This is a genomic window from Paraburkholderia caribensis, from assembly GCF_002902945.1.
GTDB lineage: Bacteria > Pseudomonadota > Gammaproteobacteria > Burkholderiales > Burkholderiaceae > Paraburkholderia > Paraburkholderia caribensis.
In genome coordinates this window covers 3,603,202-3,622,993 of record NZ_CP026101.1, presented here as the reverse complement: position 1 = coordinate 3,622,993, position 19,792 = coordinate 3,603,202, and the positions used below count along the sequence as shown (strand labels likewise).

General features: G+C 60.3%; 18 protein-coding genes. All 18 read left to right on the top strand.

Features of this window, described 5'->3' with window-relative positions; genetic code table 11:
* The first annotated feature begins 144 nt into the window (after window positions 1–144).
* Window positions 145–1,200, top strand: a complete 1,056-nt coding sequence (locus C2L66_RS16135) for a branched-chain amino acid ABC transporter permease (RefSeq protein ID WP_054929326.1) — start codon at window positions 145–147, stop codon at window positions 1,198–1,200.
* A 4-nt stretch (window positions 1,201–1,204) separates the two neighbouring features.
* Entirely contained in the window at window positions 1,205–2,989 is a 1,785-nt protein-coding gene (locus C2L66_RS16130) for a branched-chain amino acid ABC transporter ATP-binding protein/permease (protein ID WP_054929325.1), read from the top strand.
* Window positions 2,989–3,750: an ABC transporter ATP-binding protein gene (locus C2L66_RS16125; RefSeq protein ID WP_060599491.1), complete on the top strand. Its 762-nt coding sequence runs from the start codon at window positions 2,989–2,991 to the stop codon at window positions 3,748–3,750. The genes C2L66_RS16130 and C2L66_RS16125 overlap by 1 nt, the downstream gene beginning before the upstream one ends.
* Before the next feature lie 170 nt (window positions 3,751–3,920).
* Window positions 3,921–5,879 carry a tRNA uridine-5-carboxymethylaminomethyl(34) synthesis enzyme MnmG gene (gene mnmG / locus C2L66_RS16120; protein ID WP_060599492.1) on the top strand — a complete coding sequence of 653 codons (1,959 nt, stop codon included), beginning with the start codon at window positions 3,921–3,923 and terminating at the stop codon, window positions 5,877–5,879.
* On the top strand, window positions 5,876–6,553 hold the full coding sequence (gene rsmG / locus C2L66_RS16115; RefSeq protein ID WP_060599493.1) for a 16S rRNA (guanine(527)-N(7))-methyltransferase RsmG: 678 nt from the start codon (window positions 5,876–5,878) through the stop codon (window positions 6,551–6,553). The genes mnmG and rsmG overlap by 4 nt, the downstream gene beginning before the upstream one ends.
* A gap of 49 nt (window positions 6,554–6,602) precedes the next feature.
* Entirely contained in the window at window positions 6,603–7,373 is a 771-nt protein-coding gene (locus C2L66_RS16110) for a ParA family protein (RefSeq protein WP_035987394.1), read from the top strand.
* Window positions 7,374–7,411: 38 nt separating this feature from the next.
* Entirely contained in the window at window positions 7,412–8,302 is an 891-nt protein-coding gene (locus tag C2L66_RS16105; protein WP_054929321.1) for a ParB/RepB/Spo0J family partition protein, read from the top strand.
* Between the two features lie 12 nt (window positions 8,303–8,314).
* Window positions 8,315–9,463 carry an SLC13 family permease gene (locus C2L66_RS16100; protein WP_060599494.1) on the top strand — a complete coding sequence of 383 codons (1,149 nt, stop codon included), beginning with the start codon at window positions 8,315–8,317 and terminating at the stop codon, window positions 9,461–9,463.
* 281 nt (window positions 9,464–9,744) lie between these two features.
* Window positions 9,745–10,290, top strand: a complete 546-nt coding sequence (locus C2L66_RS16095; RefSeq protein ID WP_054929319.1) for an ATP synthase subunit I — start codon at window positions 9,745–9,747, stop codon at window positions 10,288–10,290.
* Window positions 10,291–10,450: 160 nt separating this feature from the next.
* Window positions 10,451–11,302, top strand: a complete 852-nt coding sequence (gene atpB, locus C2L66_RS16090) for a F0F1 ATP synthase subunit A (RefSeq protein WP_054929318.1) — start codon at window positions 10,451–10,453, stop codon at window positions 11,300–11,302.
* Between the two features lie 73 nt (window positions 11,303–11,375).
* Window positions 11,376–11,645 carry a F0F1 ATP synthase subunit C gene (atpE, locus tag C2L66_RS16085; RefSeq protein ID WP_007180033.1) on the top strand — a complete coding sequence of 90 codons (270 nt, stop codon included), beginning with the start codon at window positions 11,376–11,378 and terminating at the stop codon, window positions 11,643–11,645.
* Window positions 11,646–11,783: 138 nt separating this feature from the next.
* A complete protein-coding gene (locus C2L66_RS16080) occupies window positions 11,784–12,254 on the top strand; it encodes a F0F1 ATP synthase subunit B (RefSeq protein WP_054929317.1) in 471 nt (156 codons plus the stop codon).
* Between the two features lie 2 nt (window positions 12,255–12,256).
* Complete coding sequence (locus C2L66_RS16075; protein WP_054929316.1) at window positions 12,257–12,796, top strand: F0F1 ATP synthase subunit delta; 540 nt, start codon at window positions 12,257–12,259, stop codon at window positions 12,794–12,796.
* A gap of 58 nt (window positions 12,797–12,854) precedes the next feature.
* The gene (atpA, locus tag C2L66_RS16070) at window positions 12,855–14,396 is read left to right on the top strand and encodes a F0F1 ATP synthase subunit alpha (protein WP_054929315.1); all 1,542 of its coding nucleotides are present in this window, start codon (window positions 12,855–12,857) and stop codon (window positions 14,394–14,396) included.
* Window positions 14,397–14,486: 90 nt separating this feature from the next.
* Window positions 14,487–15,374: a F0F1 ATP synthase subunit gamma gene (atpG, locus tag C2L66_RS16065; RefSeq protein WP_054929314.1), complete on the top strand. Its 888-nt coding sequence runs from the start codon at window positions 14,487–14,489 to the stop codon at window positions 15,372–15,374.
* 92 nt (window positions 15,375–15,466) lie between these two features.
* Entirely contained in the window at window positions 15,467–16,861 is a 1,395-nt protein-coding gene (atpD, locus tag C2L66_RS16060; protein ID WP_035987422.1) for a F0F1 ATP synthase subunit beta, read from the top strand.
* Between the two features lie 78 nt (window positions 16,862–16,939).
* On the top strand, window positions 16,940–17,365 hold the full coding sequence (locus tag C2L66_RS16055) for a F0F1 ATP synthase subunit epsilon (RefSeq protein WP_028364002.1): 426 nt from the start codon (window positions 16,940–16,942) through the stop codon (window positions 17,363–17,365).
* Between the two features lie 200 nt (window positions 17,366–17,565).
* Window positions 17,566–19,296, top strand: coding sequence for an AMP-binding protein (locus tag C2L66_RS16050; RefSeq protein ID WP_060599495.1), 1,731 nt, complete (start codon window positions 17,566–17,568; stop codon window positions 19,294–19,296).
* The last annotated feature ends 496 nt before the right edge of the window (window positions 19,297–19,792 follow it).

The window sequence follows — 19,792 nt, the reverse complement described above, 5'->3', positions numbered from 1 at the left end:
CGATAACAATGGCAAGCTCTGCCGCGCTGTATCTCAGGCGCGGCAGTTGTTTTATGTGTTTGGGCTTCGCTTCGCGGCGGGTGGTCGTTGAGCCTGCTCTCATTGTTTCTTAGTTTCGATATCGACGTTCCAAGACGAGGAAGTATGGATCTATCAATTGCGGCGATCCTCGCGCAGGACGGCATCACGACCGGCGCGATCTACGCATTGCTCGCGCTCGCGTTGGTGCTGGTGTTCTCCGTGACGCGCGCCATTTTCATCCCGCAAGGGGAGTTCGTGTCGTACGGCGCGCTGACGCTCGCCGCACTGCAGACGCAGAAGTTTCCGGCGACGTGCTGGCTGCTGATGGCCATGGGGCTCGCGTGCTTCGTTGTCGAGGTAACCGGCATGGCGCGGCATGCGGAGCGGCGGCGTCATGCTGCGCGCACGCTGGTGATGCTGGTCGGCAAGTATCTGCTGTTTCCCGTTGCCGTCTACGCTGTCACGCGTGGCGTATTCATGCAGCCGCTGCCGATGCTCGCGCAGATCGCGCTGACGCTGCTGATCGTGGTGCCGATGGGGCCGTTCGTTTATCGCCTCGCCTATGAGCCGGTTGCCGAAGGGACGACGTTGTTGCTGCTGATCGTATCCGTCGCCGTGCACTTCGCGATGGTCGGCCTCGGGCTCGTGATGTTCGGCGCCGAAGGCTCGCGGACCAACGCCTTTACCGATTCGGCCTTCAACGTCGGCAGCCTGTCGATCTCGGGGCAGAGCGTGTGGGTGATCGGCGTGGCCGTGGTGCTGATCGGCGTGTTGTACGTGTATTTCGATCGCTCGATTTCCGGCAAGGCATTGCGCGCGACGTCGGTGAACCGGCTCGGCGCGCAGCTCGTCGGCATCGGCACGACGCAGGCGGGACGGCTCGCGTTCACGCTCGCGGCCGGTCTCGGCGTGCTGTGCGGGATTCTCGTCGCGCCGCTCACGACCATCTACTACGACTCGGGCTTTCTGATCGGTCTGAAGGGCTTTGTCGGTGCGATTATCGGCGGGCTGGTCAGTTATCCGCTGGCTTTCGCGGGTTCGATACTCGTCGGCTTGCTGGAGTCGTATTCGTCGTTCTGGGCCAGCTCCTATAAGGAAGTGATCGTGTTCACGCTGATCATTCCCGTGCTGCTCTGGCGGAGTCTCGCCAGCCCGCATGCGGAAGAAGAGGAGGAGTGACGCGATGAAACGCATCATGAAAAACAGGTTCTTCTGGTTGTTCCTCGTCGTGATGTTCGCGCTGCCCGTGCTGCCGCAGCCGATCCGCGTACCCGAGTACTGGGTGACGCTGCTCAACTACATCGGGCTGTATTCGATCGTGGCGATCGGGCTGGTGCTGCTGACGGGTATCGGCGGCATGACGAGCTTTGGGCAGGCGGCGTTCGTCGGCGTGGGCGCCTATGCGACGGCCTATCTGACGACGCACTTCGGCGTCTCACCCTGGCTCGCGCTGATCGTCGGTGTCGTGCTGACGGCGCTGATCGCGCTGCTGCTCGGTGCCGTCACGATGCGGCTGTCGGGCCACTTCCTGCCGCTCGGAACGATCGCATGGGGTCTCGCGTTGTTCTTCCTGTTCGGCAATATGGAGATGCTCGGCAAGTACGACGGGATCAACGGAATTCCGGTGCTGAACGTGCTCGGCATCAACCTGGAATCGGGCCGCCACATCTACTACCTGATCTGGATCGTCGTGCTCGGCGCCGTGGTTTCTGTTCAGAATCTGCTTAATAGCCGGCCTGGGCGTGCGATTCGCGCGCTGCGCGGCGGTGGTCTGATGGCGGAAGCAATGGGCGTGAATACGGCGTGGATGCGCGTAGTCATTTTCGTCTACGCGGCGGTGCTGGCGGCAATTTCGGGCTTTCTGTACGCGCATTTGCAGCGCGCGGTGAATCCGACGCCTTTCGGCCTGAATCACGGGATCGAGTTTCTTTTCATGGCCGTGGTCGGCGGCGTCGCGCATGTGTGGGGCGCGGTGCTGGGCGCGGCAATCCTGACGATTCTCCAGGACTATCTGCAGACGCTGCTGCCGAAACTCCTCGGTGAAAACGGCAACTTCGAGATCATCGTTTTTGGCGTCCTGATGGTGCTGCTTTTGCAGTATGCACGCCAAGGTGTGTGGCCGTTCGTCGCGCGGATGTTCCCGCGCGGTCCGCGCGCGCACGTGCCGGATCATGCGGATGCTTTGCCGCAGCGCAGCAAGCCGGCTGCGGGAGAATCCCTGCTGGTGGTGGACAAGGCGCGTAAGCAGTTCGGCGGTCTGGTGGCCGTCAACGATGTCAGCTTCGAAGTAAAGGCGGGGCAGATCATTGGGTTGATCGGGCCTAACGGCGCCGGCAAATCGACGACCTTCAATCTGGTCACGGGCGTCCTGCAGCCTACGAGCGGTGCGATTTCGTTCCAGGGCGAACGTATCGATGCGCTCAATTCACGTGAAATCGTCAGACGCGGCATCGGGCGCACGTTCCAGCACGTCAAGCTGCTGCCGGGTATGACCGTGCTGGAGAATGTCGCCATCGGCGCGCATCTGCGCGGGCATGCGGGCGTGTGGCGCAGCGTGGCACGCCTGAATTCCGCCGAGGAGGCGCGTCTGATGGCGGAAGCGGCTCGCCAGATCCGGCGCGTGGGTCTCGAAGAGCATATGTACGACGAAGCGGGCAGCCTCGCGCTGGGCAAGCAGCGGATTCTGGAGATTGCACGTGCGCTGTGCTGCGATCCGACGCTTCTGCTGCTCGATGAGCCGGCGGCCGGCCTGCGCTATCAGGAAAAGCAGCAACTCGCGACGCTTCTGCGCAAGCTTCGAGAAGAAGGGATGAGCGTGCTATTGGTCGAACACGACATGGATTTCGTGATGAACCTGACGGACCGACTGGTGGTCATGGAATTTGGGACGCGTATCGCGGAAGGCTTGCCGCAAGACGTGCAGAACGATCCGGCCGTGCTGGAAGCTTATCTGGGCGGGGTGGAGTGATGGTGAATCAGACAACGGCTGCGCCGATTCTTGAAGTCAGCAGTCTTTCCGTGCGTTACGGGAAGGTCGAAGCGCTGCATGGCGCGAAAATCGCCGTCGGCCCCGGGCAGATCGTCTCGGTGATCGGGCCGAATGGCGCGGGTAAGTCTACGCTGCTGAATGCGGTCATGGGCGCGTTACCCGTAACGGGGCATGCAAAGGGCGCGATCATGTACCGGGACGAGGACGTGAGCCACGTTCCCGTCGAGAAGCGCGTCGCGCGCGGTATGTGTCTTGTGCCGGAAAAGCGCGAGTTGTTTGCTGCGATGACGGTCGAGGACAATCTAATTCTGGGTGCGTATCGCCGCAAGCGTGCTGGCGAACGGAATTATCTCGACCAGCTTGATCCGGTGTTCCAGCTTTTTCCGCGATTGAAAGAGCGTCGCAAACAGGCGGCCGGAACGCTGTCGGGCGGCGAGCGGCAAATGTTGGCAGTTGGACGCGCGCTGATGGGCAAACCGGACCTGCTGATGCTCGATGAGCCGAGCTTGGGCTTGGCGCCGTTGATCGTGAAGGAGATTTTTCACATCATCAGCGCGCTGCGTCAGACGGGTGTTGCCACGCTGCTGATTGAACAGAATGCACGCGCTGCGCTGCAGATCTCCGACTATGGCTACGTTCTCGAAACAGGAGAACTCGCCCTGGAAGGAGCGGCGAACGAATTGGCGCAAAACCCGCGTGTTATCGAAACCTATTTAGGTCTGACGAAGAAAGTCGCCTAGCAACGGGACTTTTTGGCGCATTGGCTGTCAAATGAGCGGCGTGTTTCACGTGAAACACGCCGTTTTTTCGTCCTATACCGTCTGGATGGAATTCGGGCCAAAAGCGAACCCGCTATAATTTCGCCCATACTTTCTTTTAGGCTCACGCTGGATCCCGCGTGAGATCCGCGATGCTTTATCCCACAGAGTTTGACGTAATCGTCGTTGGCGGCGGTCATGCCGGCACGGAAGCCGCTTTGGCGTCCGCGCGCATGGGCAACAAGACGCTTTTGCTGACGCACAACATCGAAACCCTCGGTCAGATGAGCTGCAATCCGTCGATCGGCGGCATCGGCAAAGGCCATCTGGTCAAGGAAGTCGACGCGCTCGGCGGCGCAATGGCGGCTGCTACTGACGAAGGCGGGATTCAATTCCGCATTCTCAACTCGTCGAAGGGGCCCGCCGTGCGGGCCACGCGCGCGCAGGCTGACCGCATTCTGTACAAGGCGGCGATCCGCCATCGTCTCGAAAATCAGCCTAATCTTTGGCTTTTTCAGCAGTCCGTCGACGATTTGATGGTCGAAGGTGACCGCGTTGTCGGCGCCGTGACGCAGGTCGGGGTTCGTTTTCGCTCACGTGCGGTGGTGTTGACGGCGGGCACCTTCCTCGATGGGAAGATCCACGTCGGCCTCAATAACTACACGGGCGGGCGGGCAGGGGACCCAGCTGCGGTGTCGCTGTCGGCGCGCCTCAAGGAGTTGAAGCTGCCGCAAGGCCGGCTGAAGACGGGCACACCGCCGCGTATCGACGGCCGTACGATCGATTTCTCGAAGCTGGAAGAGCAGCCGGGCGACCTCGATCCGATCCCCGTGTTCTCGTTCCTCGGGCGCGTCGAGCAGCATCCGCGTCAGGTGCCTTGCTGGGTGACGCATACCAATTCCCAAACTCACGACATCATCCGTAGCGGTCTTGACCGTTCGCCGATGTACACGGGCGTAATCGAAGGGGTTGGGCCGCGTTATTGCCCGTCGATTGAGGACAAGATTCACCGTTTCGCTTCGAAAGAATCGCATCAGATCTTTCTCGAGCCGGAAGGCTTGACCACGAACGAGTTTTATCCGAACGGAATCTCCACGAGTCTGCCGTTTGACGTTCAGCTCGAGCTGGTCCGCTCGATGGTCGGTCTGGAGCACGCGCATATCCTACGACCCGGCTATGCGATCGAGTACGACTACTTCGATCCGCGTGGACTGAAGGCATCGCTGGAAACGAAGGTGATCAGCGGCCTGTTCTTTGCCGGTCAGATCAACGGCACTACCGGCTACGAAGAGGCGGCGGCCCAAGGCCTGCTGGCCGGGATTAATGCCGGTTTATACGTCCAGGATAAGGAAGCGTGGTGTCCGCGCCGGGATCAGGCTTATCTGGGCGTGCTGGTGGACGATCTGGTCACGCGTGGCGTCTCTGAGCCTTACCGGATGTTCACCAGCCGCGCGGAATATCGCTTGAGCCTGCGCGAAGACAACGCTGACATGCGTCTGACCGAGATCGGCCGCGAACTCGGCGTAGTTGACGACGAGCGTTGGGATGCTTTCAGCCGAAAGCGCGACGCTGTTTCACGTGAAACAGAGCGGCTGCGCACCACGTGGGTCAATCCGAAGATGCTTTCGTCTGAGGAAGCGACGGCATTGCTCGGCAAGCCTATTGACCATGAGTACAGTCTGGCCGATCTGTTGCGGCGCCCCGCAGTTTCGTACGACGGCGTCTGCGCTCTGCGCGAAGGCGCCTGCGGTCCGGCTGAAGCGTTGGCCCATGACGAAGTGCTGCTCGCGCAGATCAAGGAGCAAATCGAGATCGGCGTCAAATATCAGGGCTATATCGAGCGGCAAGCAGGTGAGATCGAACGAAACGAGGCGCACGAGAACACGAGGTTGCCAGAAAATCTCGATTATTCGGAGGTCCGTGGGTTGTCGTTCGAGGCACGTCAGAAGCTGACGCAGTTCCGCCCGGAAACGATCGGCCAGGCGTCGCGCATCTCGGGCATCACCCCGGCTGCAATCTCACTGCTGATGGTTCACCTGAAGCGCGGCCTTGGTCGGCGTGCGCAGAAACCCGCCAGCGCAGGCACCGACAACTCGCCGGTGGCTCAATGACGGCGCGTATCGATACGACAGCGGGGCGCGAGACGCTCGCCGCTCTGCTTGAAGATGGTCTGCGCGAACTCGACATCGACCTGACAGCGGAACAAAAGGGCAAACTCCTCGACTACGTTGCGTTGCTGGCCAAATGGAACGCCGTCTACAACCTGACGGCGATCCGCGATCCGAGGCAAATGCTGATACAGCACATCCTGGATTCTCTTTCGATCGTTCCGCACCTGGCCACCCTCGGTCCTGCAACGCTGTTGGACGTCGGCTCGGGCGGCGGGCTGCCAGGTATCGTCCTGGCAATCGTGTTTCCCGAGTGGTCCATCACCGTCAACGACATCGTTCAGAAAAAGTCCGCGTTCCAGTCGCAAGCTAAGGCGGAACTGGGCTTGGGAAATCTGTCTGTTGTGACGGGGCGCGTCGAAAATCTGCGGCCAGGAATCGAGGTTCCAGGAAAGTTTGATGCGATCGTCTCGCGCGCATTCGCAGAGCTTGCGGATTTCGTTACACTGGCCCGTCACCTCGTCGCGGACGATGGCGCAATCTGGGCAATGAAGGGCGTTCGACCGGATGGGGAAATCGAGCGGCTGCCTGAAGGCGCCCACGTGAAGCAAGTGATTCGTCTCAAAGTGCCTGCGTTGGATGCCGAGCGGCATCTGATCGAGGTCACGGTAGGCTGAATTTCAAATCGAAATTTCGTTAAACAGGCTGCAAAGGGACACCTAACAGATGGCAAAAATCTTCTGCGTTGCGAACCAGAAGGGTGGAGTCGGCAAAACGACGACCGCGGTCAATCTCGCCGCGAGCCTCGCATCGCAGGGACAACGGGTCCTGCTCATCGATCTCGATCCGCAAGGCAACGCCACCATGGGCAGCGGCGTCGACAAAGCCGCGTGCGAAAACACGGTTTATGAAGTGCTGGTCGACGGCGTCTCCGTAGCCGATGCGCGAGTGAAGTCGGAAGCCGTTTCGTATGATGTATTGCCTGCGAATCGCGAACTGGCCGGGGCGGAAGTCGAACTCGTCGGCATGGAGAATCGCGAGCGCCAGCTCAAGGAGGCGATTGCGCAGGTCGTGCCGGACTACGACTTCGTGCTGATCGACTGTCCTCCCGCGCTGTCGCTGTTGACGCTGAACGGACTCTGCGCCGCGCATGGCGTCGTTATTCCGATGCAATGCGAATACTTCGCGCTCGAGGGCCTGTCGGACCTCATCAATACCATCAAGCAGGTACATGCGAACCTGAATCGAGATCTGAAAGTGATCGGCTTGTTGCGCGTCATGTTCGACCCACGCATCACGCTGCAACAGCAGGTGTCGGAGCAACTGAAAGAGCACTTTGGAGACAAGGTGTTCGACGTCGTCATTCCGCGGAACGTGCGACTCGCCGAGGCGCCGAGTTACGGTCTGCCGGGTGTCGTGTTCGATCGCGCATCGCGCGGCGCGCAGGCGTATGTGCAGTTCGGCGCGGAAATGATCGAGCGGGTGCGCATGCTATGACGCAGCGTCAATCATCCAAAGCGGATCGAGGAACCACGATGAACGCAGTAGCACGGAAGAAGGGGCTGGGCAGGGGGCTGGAGGCACTGCTCGGCGGAAGCGCGGATATCACGGAAGCGGTGAAGATCAACGGCGCACCTCACACGTTGCCGCTCGACAAGATGCAGGCGGGCAAGTATCAACCGCGCACGCGGATGGACGAGGGTGCGCTGCAGGAACTGGCGGCCAGCATTCGCGCTCAGGGACTGATGCAGCCGATTCTGGTGCGGCCCGTTTCTCCCGAGAAGTTTGAAATCATCGCCGGCGAGCGGCGTTTTCGCGCTGCGCGGCTCGCTGGTCTCGATGAAGTACCTGTCCTCGTGCGCGACGTGCCCGATCAGGCCGCCGCCGCGATGGCGCTTATCGAGAATATCCAGCGGGAAGATCTGAATCCTCTTGAAGAAGCGCAGGGTATCCAGCGGCTACTCGATGAGTTCAGCTTCACGCATGAACAGGCGGCCGAGTCGGTGGGGCGCTCGCGCAGCGCGGTGTCAAATCTGCTGCGTCTGTTGAATCTCGCGTCTCCTGTGCAAACGATGCTGCTCGCCGGCGACCTCGACATGGGCCACGCGCGCGCACTGCTGGCCGTGGACGGAGCCACGCAGATTACGCTCGCGAACCAGGTCGTCAACAAGCGCATGTCGGTGCGCGAAACCGAAAAGCTGGTCACGGCGACGACCAAAGCTGTACCCGCTGTGAAGGCGAAAGCGAACAACGACGGCGGCCGCGACACGCGACGGCTCGAAGAGGAACTGTCGGATCTGCTTGCCGCCACGGTGAAGATCAAGCTCGGACGCCGTGGGCGAGGGCAGGTGCTGGTCGATTTCGGCGACCTCGACGCGCTGGAAGGCATTCTCGCCCGCTTGCGCGGCAACGCAGCTGCTGCATAAGAACCGTCTCCGATGCCCGTTGCCGAACAAGCGCTAAGATCGCATCGCAACCTGCTGCGTACGATCATCCACTATGCAACGAAGGAGCCGGTCCTCACCGTGCTCGTCGTTGCGTTGATCGCATTGCAGGTTTTTCATCCGCATCCGTGGGGATCGTTGCCCGCGCTGGTCGACTGGCAGACGGTGATGACGCTTGCCGGCCTGCTGATCTTGACGAAAGCCGTCGAATATTCAGGATTCCTGATATGGCTCGCGCATCGCGTCGTCCATCACATCCGGTCGCAGCGAGCGTTGGCGTATCTGTTGATCACGCTCGCGGCTGCGCTGTCGACGTTGCTCACCAACGATGTCGCGTTATTCGTCGTTGTACCGCTGGCACTGTCGCTGAACGAGTTGACGCCGCTGCCGCTCAAGCGGCTGGTCATTTTCATCGCGATAGCGGTCAACGCTGGCTCGATCCTCACGCCCTTGGGCAATCCGCAAAACCTGTTTCTCTGGCAAACGAGCGGCGTCTCATTCGGCGGATTCGTGCTGGCGCTCGCGCCTTTGTGCTTCGCGCTGATGGCGATGCTGTACGCGTTGGCCGCGGTATCGTTCAAGCGGACCGCGCTGGATCTGTCGAACGACACAGAACCGCATCCCGTCGATCGTCCGTTGCTTGGCGTTGCCGTCATTTTGTTTGCAGCATTCGTGCTTCTCGCCGATTCTCATCGGGCGGGCATCGGACTGATTGGCGTCGGCGTCGGATTTATCTTCTGGCGGCCGCGAATCGTTCTGAAGATCGACTGGCTCTTGCTGCTGATCTTCGTATTCATGTTCATCGTATTGAGAAGCGTTGCAGCGCTGCCGTGGGTACACAACGCTGTCGGGCAGTTGCATCTCGCAACGCCACTGCGCGCCTACGCGGCGGGCGCCGTGCTCTCCCAGTTCATCAGCAATGTGCCCGCAGCGATCATGCTGGCCGAGTTTTCAAGGGATTGGCGAGCGCTTGCGTTCGGCGTCAGCGTCGGCGGCTTCGGATTCGCGATCGGTTCGCTGGCGAATCTGATTGCAGTGAGGCTTTCAGGACAGCGTGGAATGTGGGCGCAATTTCACCTCTTTTCGATCCCGTTCTGGGTCGTGAGCGGTGCAATCGGCGGCTGGCTTCTGTTGCGTTTTTGACACTCGTGCGTGTGGCAAAAACACGCGTTCAAACGTGCCGCTCTAGCATAGTCCGGCCCGCATTTCCCGGTCTCCCGCGACGTCCTTACATTTGCAGTCCGACAGCATGAAAATCGGAGCTTTCCCGTATCGTGAAGCACCGTTTCATGCGGGTTATTGGTCGGGCTAAAGTCTTGAATTGCCTGCAACTATCGCTTACAATCGCCCGGATTTATTTGCTAGGCAATCCCGTAAGCGGTGCGAAAGCTCGCGGACTGAACAGGACTCTGCGGAACACTGCGATGGCGGTCAAAGCGTCGAACCAAACGCCGCAACAACGGCACGACGAAAACCGTCACGAGCGCAGCGGCCCGCAAGCGACTGACGGTCAGCGCGCCGTGCATGACGAGGCGTGGGATGCCGAGCAGCAAGATAACAATATCGTTCCGCTCACGCGGGCCGAGGCCGAAAAACTGTTCGGCCCGAACGTGAGTCGTCCATCGCGCGTTACACCGTTCAAGGTCGTGATTGCGCAAATGGTTTTGTCCCTGGGTGCGACGCTGTTGTGGTGGCTGTTCTACGAGCCGCCGGGCGCTGCTGCGCTGTCCGCCTTCCTGGGAGGAGCGATTTGCTGGGTGCCGAGCGCATTGTTCGCGGCACGTCTTAAGAAGTTGAGCGGCGCCCAGACAGCCATGAGCTGGATGATCGGTGAAGCGCTCAAGATGGGGACAACGATCGCGATGTTTATTGCCATCGCCTTCTGGTATCACGACGTACGGTGGATTCCGCTGCTCGTGACCTATCTCATCGCTCTCAAGACGTACTGGATTGCGCTCGCCTGGCGATGAAGCAAACGAGACATTAGGCTGGTGCGAGGCGTGAACAACGCTGCGTCAGCAACGAGGCGCGCGGGTTCGACAAAGACCCGCGCTGGCGTGTTCCCGCAATAAAGCATTGCGGCGGGAGCGGCCCGGAAAGATTTTCGACAATTTGGGTGGCATTAACGATATGGCAGCTAGCGAAGGAACGCGCGCTCTGGATCCGTCCGAGTACATTGCGCACCACTTGCAGAATTTTTCCACCGCTCATCAGACGTCGATTTTCGACATCCACGTCTGGAATCTCGATACGCTTTTCTGGTCGATCGTGTGCGGTCTCGTCACCATTTTCATCTTGCGTCTCGCTGCGCGTAAGGCGACCTCCGGCGTGCCGGGCCGCTTCCAGTGCGCAGTCGAAATGCTGGTCGAGATGGTCGAAGACCAATCGAAGTCGATGATCCACGGCAATCGCACGTTCATCGCACCGCTCGCGCTGACCGTGTTCGTCTGGGTCGCGCTGATGAACTCGCTCGACTTTCTTCCCGTCGACCTGCCGGGCCGCGTGATCGGCGCGCTGGGTCTGTCGGAAGTCATCCCGCACCACCGCATCGTTCCGACTGCCGACCTGAACGGCACGCTCGGCATCGCGCTCGGCGTGTTCGTGCTGATGATTTACTACAACTTCAAGATCAAGGGCGCCGGCGGCTTCGTGCACGAGTTGCTGTCCGCTCCGTTCGGCGCGCATCCGCTGCTGTGGATCCCGAACCTTGCACTGAACATCATCGAGTTCGTCGCGAAGACGGTTTCCCTCGGCATGCGGCTGTTCGGCAACATGTACGCGGGCGAGCTGTTGTTCCTGCTGATTGCCCTGCTCGGCAGCATCTGGAGCTTCGGCGCGGACACGACGGTGCTTGGCTTCATCGGCCACGTGATCGCGGGCAGCGTGTGGGCGATCTTCCACATCCTGATCGTTCTGCTGCAGGCGTTCATTTTCATGATGCTGACGCTGGTGTACATCGGCCAGGCACACGACTCCCACTAACGTGGCGTCGTAAAGAAAGAATCGTAGTTTTTTAAATCCCAGTTCCAAAAAGACTTTTCACAAAGGAGTGATCATGCAAGCTTTCATCGCCAACATCCAGGGTCTGACCGCCATCGGTATCGGCATCATCATCGGCCTGGGTGCTATCGGCGCCTGTATCGGTATCGGTCTGATGGGCGGCAAGTACATCGAAGCATGCGCTCGCCAGCCGGAACTGATGAACCCGCTGCAAACCAAGATGTTCCTGCTGGCTGGTCTGATCGATGCGGCGTTCCTGATTGGCGTTGGTGTGGCAATGCTGTTTGCGTTCGCGAACCCGCTGCTGTCGAAGCTGGCAGGCTGAGGTTCCTCGGAAGTGTGCGCCTGATCTATAACTGATAAGGCGCGAAGCGGAACGGGCACTAAGGCGCTGATCGAGCAATGAATCGATGAGCGCCTTGCCGTTTCCTCCTCCCGACCAAGCAACGTTTAAGGAAACACCGTGAATCTCAACGCAACCCTGTTTGCGCAAATGGTCGTGTTCCTGATCCTCGCGTGGTTCACGATGAAGTTCGTGTGGCCGCCGCTGATCAACGCCCTCGACGAGCGCTCGAAAAAGATCGCCGACGGCCTCTCGGCCGCTGAAAAGGGCAAGTTGGAACTCGAAGCCGCGCACAAGCGCGTCGACCAGGAACTCGCTCAGGCACGCAACGACGGCCAGCAACGTATTGCTGACGCCGAAAAGCGTGCAGTCGCGGTCGCTGACGAAATCAAGGCACAGGCGCAAGCCGAAGCGGCGCGCATCATCGCTCAGGCGAAAGCCGACGCGGAACAGCAGGTCGTGAAGGCCCGTGAAACGCTGCGTGGCGAAGTCGCTGCGCTCGCCGTGAAGGGCGCCGAGCAGATCCTGAAGCGCGAAGTCGACCAGGCAGCTCACGCTGACCTGCTGAATCAACTCAAAGCCGAGCTCTGATCATGGCCGAACTTGCAACCATCGCCCGTCCGTACGCAGAAGCGCTGTTTGGCGTGGCCGAAGCTGGTGACACCGCCGCCTGGTCCACGCTCGTGCAGGAGCTGGCACAGGTTGCGCGTCTGCCCGAAGTGCTGTCGATTGCCTCGAGCCCGAAAGTCAGCCGTGCCCAGATCAGCGAACTGCTGCTGGCCGCGGTGAAATCGCCGCTCAAGGACAACCCGCAGGCGAAGAATCTGGTTCAGATGCTGGTCGACAATCATCGTCTGCCGCTTTTGCCGGAAATCGCCACGCAGTTCGAAGAGTTGAAGAACGCCCGCGAAGGTGCGGCCGATGCGCTGATCGTCAGCGCATTCCCCCTCGAAGGTGCGCAGCTGAACGACCTCGTCGCAAGCCTCGAACGCAAATTCAAGCGCAAGCTGAAGCCGACGGTCCAGGTGGACTCGTCGCTGATCGGCGGCGTTCGCGTGACGGTTGGCGACGAAGTGCTCGATACCTCGGTCCGCGCGCGGCTCGCCAGCATGCAGACGGCTCTGACGGCCTGAAGCCCTCACGTGGTTGTGACGGCTGGCACGCAACAGAATTGACTATCAGGAGCGAATAATGCAACTCAATCCCTCTGAGATCAGCGAGCTGATCAAGAGCCGGATCCAGGGCCTTGAAGCGAGCGCAGACGTTCGCAACCAGGGCACCGTGATCTCCGTGACCGACGGTATCGTGCGTATCCACGGCCTGTCGGAAGTGATGCAGGGCGAAATGCTCGAATTCCCGGGCAACGTGTACGGCCTCGCGCTGAACCTCGAGCGTGACTCGGTCGGCGCGGTGATTCTGGGCGAATACGAAAGCATCTCGGAAGGCGACGTCGTCAAGACGACGGGCCGCATTCTCGAAGTGCCGGTGGGCCCGGAACTGATCGGCCGCGTGGTCGACGCACTGGGCAACCCGATCGACGGCAAGGGCCCGATCAACGCGAAGAAAACCGACGCAATCGAAAAGATCGCGCCGGGCGTGATCTGGCGTAAGTCGGTGTCGCAGCCGGTGCAAACCGGTCTGAAGTCGATCGACTCGATGGTGCCGATCGGCCGTGGTCAGCGCGAGCTGATCATTGGCGACCGCCAGTGCGGCAAGACGGCCGTCGCAGTCGACACGATCATCAACCAGAAGGGCAAAGACCTGATCTGTATCTACGTCGCGATCGGGCAGAAGGCTTCGTCGATCGTGAACGTGGTTCGCAAGCTCGAAGAAACGGGCGCGATGGAATACACGATCGTCGTCGCAGCTTCGGCTTCGGAATCGGCAGCGATGCAGTACCTCGCACCGTACGCCGGCTGCACGATGGGCGAATACTTCCGCGACCGCGGCCAGGACGCACTGATCGTTTATGACGACTTGACCAAGCAAGCTTGGGCATACCGTCAGATCTCGCTGCTGCTGCGCCGTCCGCCGGGCCGTGAAGCTTACCCGGGCGACGTGTTCTATCTGCACTCGCGTTTGCTGGAACGTGCGGCTCGCGTCTCGGAAGAGTATGTCGAGAAGTTCACGAACGGCGAAGTGAAGGGCAAGAGCGGCTCGCTGACGGCACTGCCCGTCATCGAAACGCAGGCAGGCGACGTGACCGCATTCGTTCCGACGAACGTGATCTCGATTACCGACGGCCAGATCTTCCTGGAAACCGACCTTTTCAACGCAGGTATCCGCCCGGCAATTAACGCTGGCGTGTCGGTGTCGCGCGTTGGTGGCGCGGCACAGACGAAGGTCGTGAAGAAACTGTCGGGCGGTATCCGTACCGACCTCGCACAGTACCGTGAACTGGCAGCGTTCGCGCAGTTCGCATCGGACCTCGACGAGGCAACCCGCAAGCAGCTGGAGCGCGGCCGCCGCGTGACGGAACTGCTGAAGCAGCCGCAGTATCAGCCGCTGCAAGTGTGGGAGCTGTCGGTGTCGCTGTTCGCAGCGAACAACGGCTACCTCGACGATCTGGAAGTGTCGCAAGTGCTGCCTTTCGAAAAGGGCCTGCGCGATTTCCTGAAGTCGAAGCACGCTGACCTGATCAAGCGCATCGAAGACAACAAAGACCTCTCGAAGGACGACGAGGGCGCGCTGCATGCCGCACTCAAGGACTTCAAGAAGTCGGGCGCTTATTGATCCGCGAGTGATCCGCAAGGCATAAACGGACCTTGAAGCAGCGTGGGCGCGTGAAAGCGTGTCCGTGCTGCTTCGATCAAGGAGCAAGCAATGGCTGGAATGAAGGAAATTCGCGGCAAGATCAAGAGCGTGCAAAACACGCGCAAGATCACGAAAGCGATGGAGATGGTGGCCGCATCGAAGATGCGCCGCGCTCAGGAGCGCATGCGCGCTGCTCGCCCGTACGCCGACAAGGTCCGCGATATCGCTGCGCACATGAGCAGTGCTACGCCGGAGTACCGTCACCCGTTCATGGTCACGAACGAAGGGGCGAAGTCGACGGGCTTCATCCTTGTCACGACTGACAAGGGTCTGTGCGGCGGTATGAACACGAACGTGCTGCGCGCTTCGCTCCAGAAGTTCAAGGAGCTGGAAGGCCAGGGCAAGACGGTCGAAGCGACGGCAATCGGCGGCAAGGGTCTGGGTTTCCTGAACCGTCTGCGCGCGAAGATCGTGTCGAACGTCGTGCAACTGGGCGACACACCGCACCTCGAGAAGCTGATCGGCGCAGTGAAGGTTCAGCTCGACATGTACTCGGAAGGCAAGGTTTCCGCCGTGTACATCGCGTACACCCGCTTCGTCAATACGATGAAGCAGGAGCCGGTGATCGAGCAACTGCTGCCGCTGTCGGCGGAACAGTTCGAGAGCAAGGGCGACAAGGATGGTCCGACGCCGAAAACGTCGTGGGACTACATCTACGAGCCGGACGCGCAAACCGTCGTCGACGAATTGCTGGTGCGTTATGTCGAAGCGTTGGTCTATCAGGCCGTCGCGGAAAACATGGCATCGGAACAGTCGGCACGGATGGTCGCAATGAAGGCCGCTTCGGACAATGCGAAGACGGTCATCAACGAACTGCAGCTCGTGTACAACAAGAGCCGTCAGGCAGCGATCACGAAGGAACTGTCGGAAATCGTCGGTGGCGCCGCGGCAGTCTGACGCTAACGTCGACACGCGGAAGCGCCTTCTGGCGAGTCCACCGAAACTGCGCCGTTGCGCGAGTGAAGAATTGAGTATCTAAAGGAAAAGCGATGAGTACTACTGCTTTGGTAGAAGGCAAGATCGTACAGTGCATCGGCGCGGTGATCGACGTGGAATTCCCGCGTGAGAGCATGCCGAAGGTTTACGACGCGCTCATTCTCGAAGGTTCGGAACTGACGCTCGAAGTCCAGCAACAGCTGGGCGACGGCATTGTCCGTACCATCTGTCTGGGTTCGTCGGACGGTCTGCGCCGTGGCGTCGTGGTGAAGAACACCGCGAAGCCGATCAGCGTGCCCGTTGGCAAGCCGACTCTGGGCCGCATCATGGACGTGCTGGGCCGTCCGATCGACGAAGCCGGCCCGATCTCGAGCGAAACGACCCGCTCGATCCACCAGAAGGCACCGGCGTTCGACGAACTGTCGCCGTCGACGGAACTGCTCGAAACGGGTATCAAGGTTATCGACCTGATCTGCCCGTTCGCAAAGGGCGGTAAGGTTGGCCTGTTCGGCGGTGCTGGCGTGGGCAAGACCGTCAACATGATGGAGCTGATCAACAACATCGCTAAGGAACACGGTGGTTACTCCGTGTTTGCCGGTGTTGGCGAGCGTACCCGCGAAGGGAACGACTTCTATCACGAAATGAAGGACTCGAACGTTCTGGACAAGGTCGCGCTGGTGTACGGCCAGATGAACGAGCCGCCGGGCAACCGTCTGCGCGTCGCGCTGACGGGCCTGACGATGGCCGAGCACTTCCGTGACGAAGGCCTCGACGTGCTGTTCTTCGTCGACAACATCTACCGTTTCACGCTGGCCGGTACCGAAGTGTCGGCACTGCTGGGCCGTATGCCTTCCGCAGTGGGCTATCAGCCTACGCTGGCTGAAGAAATGGGCAAGCTGCAAGAGCGTATTACGTCGACGAAGACGGGCTCGATCACGTCGGTTCAGGCCGTGTACGTCCCTGCGGACGACTTGACCGACCCGTCGCCGGCTACGACCTTCGGCCACCTGGACGCAACCGTCGTTCTGTCGCGTGACATCGCTTCGCTGGGTATCTACCCGGCAGTGGACCCGCTCGATTCGACCTCGCGTCAGATCGACCCGCACGTGATCGGCGAAGAGCACTACTCGATCACGCGCCGCGTTCAGCAGACGCTGCAGCGCTACAAGGAACTGCGCGACATTATCGCGATTCTGGGCATGGACGAACTGTCGCCGGAAGACAAGCTGTCGGTCGCGCGCGCTCGTAAGATCCAGCGTTTCCTGTCGCAGCCGTTCCACGTTGCTGAAGTGTTCACGGGCTCGCCGGGCAAATACGTGCCGCTGAAGGAAACGATCCGTGGCTTCAAGATGATCGTCGACGGCGAGTGCGATCACCTGCCGGAGCAGGCGTTCTACATGGTCGGCACGATCGACGAAGCCTTCGAAAAGGCCAAGAAGATCCAGTAAAGGCTGGGTGTAAACAGGCGGACGCTGCATCGGTGATTCAGCGTCCACGCAATTACGCTCAACTCGGAGTCGACATAAATGGCAACCATCAAGGTAGACGTCGTCAGCGCGGAAGAGCAGATCTTCTCGGGCGAGGCGAAGTTCGTTGCGCTGCCGGGCGAAGCGGGCGAGCTCGGCATTCTGCCGGGTCACACGCCGCTCATCACACGGATTCGTCCGGGTGCCGTGCGCATCGAATCTGAAAACGGCGAAGAGGAATTCGTGTTCGTCGCTGGCGGCATTCTCGAAGTTCAGCCGGGCGCGGTGACGGTTCTGGCCGACACGGCGATCCGCGGCAAGGATCTCGACGAAGCGAAGGCCGAGCAGGCTCGCAAGCGCGCAGAAGAAGCGCTGCAGAACACCGGCTCAAACCTCGAGTACGCGACTGCGCAAGCGGAACTCGCGTATGCGACGGCTCAGCTGGCCGCGATCCAGCGCCTGCGCAAGCTGCGCGGACAGCAGTAAGCAGCACAATTGAAAAGCAGCCCTCGTGGCTGCTTTTTTTTGCCATCTACTTGACGTTTACGGAAAGGTCAGCAAAATCGTACCGACGCCCGAAACAGCTAGAAAGCTGCGGGTAAGACTTGATGCCGGACGGATCATTCGCGCGGCACAATCGGTCGCACACTCATTCGAATACTGGATTCATCTCTGGAGACAACACCATGGCAACGCAAGCGGCGGGAGTGGACGCAGTCATCGAACCGAAAGACGGGCTGTCGTACGTGCGGGGTTCGACTGACGTACCACTGAGCGAATCGACGGTCGGACAGTTTCTTGTCGATACGGCACGGCGTTTCCCCGAGCGGCCGGCTGTGGTGTTCCGTGAGCAGGAGATTCGCTGGAGTTGGCAGGAATTTCAGCAAGAAGTCGACGTTTTGGCAGCGGGATTGCTGGAGCTCGGCATCCAGAAGGGCGACCGCGTCGGCATCTGGTCACCGAACCGCGTCGAGTGGCTGATGACGCAATTTGCGACGGCGCGTATCGGCGCCGTGCTCGTCAATATCAACCCCGCTTATCGTCTGGCCGAACTTGAGTACGCGTTAAACAAGGTCGGCTGCAAGGCGATCATTTCGGCGGAGAAGTTCAAGTCGTCGATGTATCTGCAGATGCTGCAGGAGTTGGCACCCGAACTGGCGTCGGCCGCACCCGGAGATTTGCGCGCAGCACGGCTCCCCGACTTACGCATGGTGATCCGGATGTGCGACACCGAGACACCCGGCATGCTGACGTTCTCGGATGTCATCGAACGGGGGCGCGCGTCATTCGATCCGGCAAGACTCGACGCGATCGGCGCCACGCTCAACGCGAATGAGCCGATCAACATCCAGTTCACGAGCGGCACGACGGGAAATCCGAAAGGCGCGACGCTGACGCACCGGAACGTCGTGAATAACGCACGATATATCGCGATGGCAATGCGGCTCACCGAGCAGGATTCTCTGTGCATCCCGGTACCGCTGTACCACTGCTTCGGGATGGTGCTTGCGGTGCTGGCGTGCGTTTCGGTCGGAGCCGCGATGGTATTCCCCGGCGAGGCGTTCGATCCCGGTGCGACGCTCAAAGCCGTCGCCGAGGAAAAGTGCACGGCGTTGCATGGCGTACCGACCATGTTCATTGCCGAGCTGGATCATCCGGACTTCCGGACTTTCGATCTCACGCGTCTCCGCACGGGCATCATGGCAGGCTCGCCTTGCCCGATTGAAACGATGAAACGCGTCGTGTCGCAGATGCACCTGGATGAAATCACGATCGCCTACGGGATGACTGAGACCAGTCCGGTGTCGTTCCAGAGCTCGACGACTGATCCCCTGGACAAACGGACGACAACGGTCGGCCGGATTCAGCCGCATCTGGAAGTGAAGGTGGTCGACGCGCTCGGCAATATCGTGCCCGTGGGCGAAACGGGCGAGCTGTGCACACGCGGCTATTCGGTAATGAACGGTTATTGGGGCGACGAAGCGAAGACGCGGGAAAGCGTTGTCGACGGCTGGATGCACACCGGCGACCTGGCGACGATCGACGCCGAGGGCTACTGCAATATCGTCGGCCGTCTGAAGGACATGTTGATTCGCGGCGGCGAGAACATCTACCCACGCGAAATCGAGGAGTTTCTGTTCCGCCACCCGAAGATTCAGAGCGCACAGGTGTTCGGCGTGCCGGATCCGAAGTACGGAGAGGAAGTGTGCGCGTGGATCGTCGTGCGCACGGGGGAGCATCTTACGGCCGAAGAAGTGCAGGAATTTTGCCGCGGCCAGATCGCGCACTACAAGATTCCGAAGTACATCCGCTTTGTCGACGAGCTTCCGATGACAGTGACGGGCAAGGTTCAGAAATTCGTGATGCGCGAACGGATGATCGACGAGCTTCGCTTGAAAGAAGACAAGACCGCCTGACGTAGCACAGGCGTACCGCAAAGCAGAAAAGCAAAAACGCCGTGTGCAGGGCACGCGGCGTTTTGCTTTGAGGACAAGTGCCCGCTCGCGCAGAGAAGCTTGATGACGCGCAAACGTTTGGCAGGGCAAAAAAAAAGCGGGCCTGGAGCCCGCTAAAAACCACACGCTACGGGGTTAGCGCGAGGAGACCATTGGAGGAACCGACTACTCAGCGCGATCGACGCCGATCACGATTCCAGCAGAGATGCCCCTGTGAAGAGCTTCGGCGCTTTTCCGCCGACCGCCCAGGAAGATGTGTACAAAGACACTACCGCCCGGCCGCATCCGTGCTGATCCCGTGAAAGGCATTGTGGGCGAATTACCCGGCTCGCGCGGTAACAAAGTGTTTCAGGTTGTAACGCCCGCCAGATAAGGCGTTGCAGGATTTATTGCAGTATCGGAACGCCGGTTCGGCAAATATTGCCGATACCTTTCGAGTCCGCTGCCTCGCCTTTCG

Coding starts and splice junctions, on each gene's coding strand:
- C2L66_RS16135 (WP_054929326.1), top strand. CDS start 145: ATGGATCTATCAATTGCGGCGATCCTCGCGCAGGACGGCATCACGACC.
- C2L66_RS16130 (WP_054929325.1), top strand. CDS start 1,205: ATGAAACGCATCATGAAAAACAGGTTCTTCTGGTTGTTCCTCGTCGTG.
- C2L66_RS16125 (WP_060599491.1), top strand. CDS start 2,989: ATGGTGAATCAGACAACGGCTGCGCCGATTCTTGAAGTCAGCAGTCTT.
- mnmG (WP_060599492.1), top strand. CDS start 3,921: ATGCTTTATCCCACAGAGTTTGACGTAATCGTCGTTGGCGGCGGTCAT.
- rsmG (WP_060599493.1), top strand. CDS start 5,876: ATGACGGCGCGTATCGATACGACAGCGGGGCGCGAGACGCTCGCCGCT.
- C2L66_RS16110 (WP_035987394.1), top strand. CDS start 6,603: ATGGCAAAAATCTTCTGCGTTGCGAACCAGAAGGGTGGAGTCGGCAAA.
- C2L66_RS16105 (WP_054929321.1), top strand. CDS start 7,412: ATGAACGCAGTAGCACGGAAGAAGGGGCTGGGCAGGGGGCTGGAGGCA.
- C2L66_RS16100 (WP_060599494.1), top strand. CDS start 8,315: ATGCCCGTTGCCGAACAAGCGCTAAGATCGCATCGCAACCTGCTGCGT.
- C2L66_RS16095 (WP_054929319.1), top strand. CDS start 9,745: ATGGCGGTCAAAGCGTCGAACCAAACGCCGCAACAACGGCACGACGAA.
- atpB (WP_054929318.1), top strand. CDS start 10,451: ATGGCAGCTAGCGAAGGAACGCGCGCTCTGGATCCGTCCGAGTACATT.
- atpE (WP_007180033.1), top strand. CDS start 11,376: ATGCAAGCTTTCATCGCCAACATCCAGGGTCTGACCGCCATCGGTATC.
- C2L66_RS16075 (WP_054929316.1), top strand. CDS start 12,257: ATGGCCGAACTTGCAACCATCGCCCGTCCGTACGCAGAAGCGCTGTTT.
- atpA (WP_054929315.1), top strand. CDS start 12,855: ATGCAACTCAATCCCTCTGAGATCAGCGAGCTGATCAAGAGCCGGATC.
- atpG (WP_054929314.1), top strand. CDS start 14,487: ATGGCTGGAATGAAGGAAATTCGCGGCAAGATCAAGAGCGTGCAAAAC.
- atpD (WP_035987422.1), top strand. CDS start 15,467: ATGAGTACTACTGCTTTGGTAGAAGGCAAGATCGTACAGTGCATCGGC.
- C2L66_RS16055 (WP_028364002.1), top strand. CDS start 16,940: ATGGCAACCATCAAGGTAGACGTCGTCAGCGCGGAAGAGCAGATCTTC.
- C2L66_RS16050 (WP_060599495.1), top strand. CDS start 17,566: ATGGCAACGCAAGCGGCGGGAGTGGACGCAGTCATCGAACCGAAAGAC.